Origin of the sequence: Mesorhizobium sp. M7A.F.Ca.US.014.04.1.1 (assembly GCF_003998745.1) — a bacterium.
In the GTDB taxonomy this organism is placed as follows: Bacteria; Pseudomonadota; Alphaproteobacteria; order Rhizobiales; family Rhizobiaceae; genus Mesorhizobium; species Mesorhizobium ciceri.
In genome coordinates, this window is the sequence record NZ_RZRW01000571.1 from 1 (window position 1) to 3,614 (window position 3,614).

The following is a 3,614-nucleotide window of genomic DNA, read 5'->3' on the forward strand; positions in this document are numbered from 1 at the left end:
CGTCACCCAGATCGCCAATTACGGGATGAAGGACGGCAAGATGTTCGACTTCATCTCACGCACCACACCGACCGGCGGCAAGGACCAGAACTTCCTCAGCCAGATCATCAACGGTGCCAGCAAGCTGGCACCCAGCATTCCGGGCGGCGGCGCCTAATTCCTTTCGGCTTCCATTCCGGGAGCCTCATCATCTCAGACGACCAAAAACCCGCGGGAGCGATCCTGCGGGTTTTTGTTGTGGCCTCGATCAGGGCAAGATCCCCGTATGTTTGCCGGCGATGCTTAAGCCGTCGAAACCCAAGCCGGTAGATGAGATACCGGCGCATTTACCGCATGCAAGAGATCGGCTTGTTGACGCGTCGACATGGCATTGCTCAACAAAAAACCCGCGGGATCGCTCCCGCGGGTTGTTTCGGGCTGAAGCCTAGATCAGCCGTGCGCGAGCACGGCCAGCAGCAGGAGCGCGACGATGTTGGTGATCTTGATCGCCGGGTTGACGGCGGGGCCAGCGGTGTCCTTGTAGGGATCGCCGACCGTGTCACCGGTCACCGAAGCCTTATGCGCCTCGGAACCCTTGAGATGCTTGACGCCGTCCTTGTCGACAAAGCCGTCTTCGAAGGACTTCTTGGCGTTGTCCCAGGCGCCGCCGCCAGAGGTCATCGAGATAGCGACGAACAGGCCGTTGACGATGACGCCGAGCAGCGAGGCACCCAGCGCTGCAAAGGCAGACGCCTTCGAGCCCGAGATGAGCAGCACGCCGAAATAGACGACGAGCGGCGCCAGCACCGGCAGCAGCGACGGGATGATCATTTCCCTGATTGCCGCCTTGGTCAGAAGGTCGACCGCGCGGGCGTAGTTCGGCTTCGAGGTGCCGGCCATGATGCCCGGATCCTCGCGGACCTGCTTGCGCACCTCCTCGACGATGGCGCCCGCCGCACGGCCGACGGCCGTCATGGCGATGCCGCCGAACAGATACGGGATCAGCCCGCCGAAGATCAGGCCGGCGACGACGTATGGGTTGGAGAGATCGAAGGAGATCTCGCCCATGCCCTGGAAGTAGGGATATTTGTCGCCATTGGCGGCGAAGAACTTCAGGTCGTTCGAGTACGCGGCAAACAGCACCAATGCGCCGAGACCAGCGGAGCCGATGGCGTAGCCCTTGGTCACCGCCTTGGTGGTGTTGCCGACCGCGTCGAGCGCGTCGGTGGAGTGGCGCACTTCCTTGGGCAGGCCGGCCATTTCGGCGATGCCGCCGGCATTGTCGGTGACCGGGCCGAAGGCATCGAGCGCAACGATCATGCCGGCAAGGCCGAGCATCGTCGTGACCGCGATCGCCGTACCGAAGAGGCCGGCAAGCTGATAGGTCGAGATGATGCCGCCGACGATGACGATCGCCGGCAGCGCCGTCGATTCCAGCGAGACCGCGAGGCCCTGGATGACGTTGGTGCCGTGACCGGTGACCGACGCCTGGGCGATGGAATTGACCGGGCGCTTGTTGGTGCCGGTGTAGTATTCGGTGATGACCACGATGAGACCGGTCACCACGAGGCCGATCAGGCCGCAGATGAACAGGTTCTTGCCGGTGATGACCATGCCGGCGACCGTGCCGACCTCACCCCAGCCGAGCGTCACCTGGGTGGCGACGCCGAGGCCGACGATGGACAGCAGGCCAGTGACGATCAGGCCCTTGTAGAGTGCGCCCATGATCGAGCCGTTGGAACCGAGCTTGACGAAGAAGGTGCCGACGATCGAGGTCAGGATGCAGGCGCCGCAGATGGCGAGCGGATAAAGCATGGCCGCACCCAACACGGCGGTGCCGCCAAAGAAGATGGCAGCCAGAACCATGGTGGCGACGACAGTCACCGCATAGGTTTCGAACAGGTCAGCGGCCATGCCGGCGCAGTCGCCGACATTGTCGCCGACATTGTCGGCGATCGTGGCCGGGTTGCGCGGATCGTCTTCGGGAATACCGGCTTCGACCTTGCCGACGAGATCGCCACCGACGTCGGCGCCTTTGGTGAAGATGCCGCCGCCGAGACGAGCGAAGATCGAGATCAGCGATGCGCCGAAGCCGAGCGAGACCAGCGAGTCGATGACGATGCGGTCATTGGGCTGGAGGCCCATGAAGTGGGTCAGGATGAGGTAGTAGATCGACACGCCGAGCAAGGCGAGGCCAGCAACCAGCATGCCGGTGATGGCGCCCGATTTGAACGCGATGTCGAGGCCGGCAGCGAGACTGTTCGATGCGGCCTGCGCCGTGCGAACGTTGGCGCGAACGGAGACATGCATGCCGATGAAGCCGGCGGCGCCTGAAAGCACCGCTCCGATCAGGAAGCCGATCGCGGCGGTGATGGACAGCAACCACCAGGCGAGCACGAGGACGACGACGCCAACGATGGCGATGGTGGTGTACTGACGCGCCAGATAGGCTTGTGCGCCCTCGCGGATAGCCGCGGAGATTTCCTGCATGCGTGCATTGCCCTGATCGGCCGCAAGGACCGAACGTGTCGCCCAGATGGCGTAAAGGATTGAAAGCAGGCCGCAGGCGATGACGGCGGAAATAATTGTCATTGCCGGATTTTCCTCGATTGATGGCCCAAAAGAACCCCTCCCTGGGCCGTTGAGACAAAGACCGGATTCCGAGCACGGAATCCGCCTCTTCGCAGCGGTGTATGCGAAACAGGGCTGCGAACGTCAAGATATTGTTCGGTTTTTGCCCGGCTTTCGCCCAAATGGTTGGGACCAGGCGGCGGCTGCCGTCAGCACCCTGCGATTAGATCGATTGAAATTAGCCCTGACGCAGGGCGTGGCTACTCTGCCTCCCGGCCCATCCGGCGCGCCGTGTAGCGCTCTATGGCCGACAGGCCGTCATAGATCAGCACGGCAAGGGCTGCCACGATCAGGCCGCCCTGCAGGATGAAGGCGAGATTGTTGGATAACAACCCGGCGATGATCACTTCGCCCAGCGTTTTGGCTGCCACGGTCGAACCGATGGTCGCCGTGGCAAGGCTGATCACCACCGACAGCCTGATGCCGCCGAGAATGATCGGGGCGCTGAGCGGCAGCTCGACCTTGGTGAGCCTTTGCCAACCGGTCATGCCGGCGCCGCGCGCCGCCTCGACGACGTTGGCAGGTAGCGTCGTCAGGCCGGTCAGCGCGTTCTCGAAGATCGGCAGCAGGCCATAGAGAAACAGCGCGATCAGTGTCGGCTTCTCGCCGAAGCCGACGGCCGGCACGGCGAGTGCCAGCACCGCCACGGGCGGAAAGGTCTGGCCGATGTTGACCAGGCTGCGCGACAGCGGCAGGAATTCGGCGCCGGCGGGCCTGGTGACCAGGATGGCAAGCGCCACCGCAACGATGGTTGCTGCCACGGTGGCGATCAGAACCGTGCGCAAATGCAGCAATGTCAGCGTCAGCAGGCTGCCCTGGTTGTAGATCACCGGCGCATTGTTTTCGGTCAGCGGCTTCAGCAGCGGCACGAACCAGCCGGGATTGGTGACGAAGGCAACGAGCAGCATCACCAGGGCAAGTCTGAGCAGCGATGGAAGCCAGGCCTTCATGCGGGCCTCGCCGCGCGCTTCACCAGCCCGTCGACGGTGACGCGGCCAAGCGGC

Annotated in this window: 2 protein-coding genes and 1 pseudogene; 1 reads left to right on the plus strand and 2 read right to left on the minus strand. The window is 63.5% G+C overall.

The features are described 5' to 3' along the window. A pseudogene (locus tag EOA22_RS39100) lies at positions 1 to 157 on the plus strand (outer membrane assembly protein BamE); the annotation flags it as partial. Positions 158 to 429: 272 nt separating this feature from the next. On the opposite strand, the gene EOA22_RS27710 reads toward EOA22_RS39100, so the two are convergent. Continuing rightward, positions 430 to 2,571 carry a sodium-translocating pyrophosphatase gene (locus EOA22_RS27710; RefSeq protein WP_127390366.1) on the minus strand — a complete coding sequence of 714 codons (2,142 nt, stop codon included), beginning with the start codon at positions 2,569 to 2,571 and terminating at the stop codon, positions 430 to 432. 239 nt (positions 2,572 to 2,810) lie between these two features. Next, positions 2,811 to 3,560, minus strand: a complete 750-nt coding sequence (locus EOA22_RS27715; RefSeq protein WP_013532238.1) for an ABC transporter permease — start codon at positions 3,558 to 3,560, stop codon at positions 2,811 to 2,813. Positions 3,561 to 3,614 lie beyond the last annotated feature (54 nt).

What these genes read in the sequence shown, in the direction of transcription:
- EOA22_RS27710 (WP_127390366.1), bottom strand. Translation starts at nt 2,571, where the DNA reads ATGACAATTATTTCCGCCGTCATCGCCTGCGGCCTGCTTTCAATCCTT.
- EOA22_RS27715 (WP_013532238.1), bottom strand. Translation starts at nt 3,560, where the DNA reads ATGAAGGCCTGGCTTCCATCGCTGCTCAGACTTGCCCTGGTGATGCTG.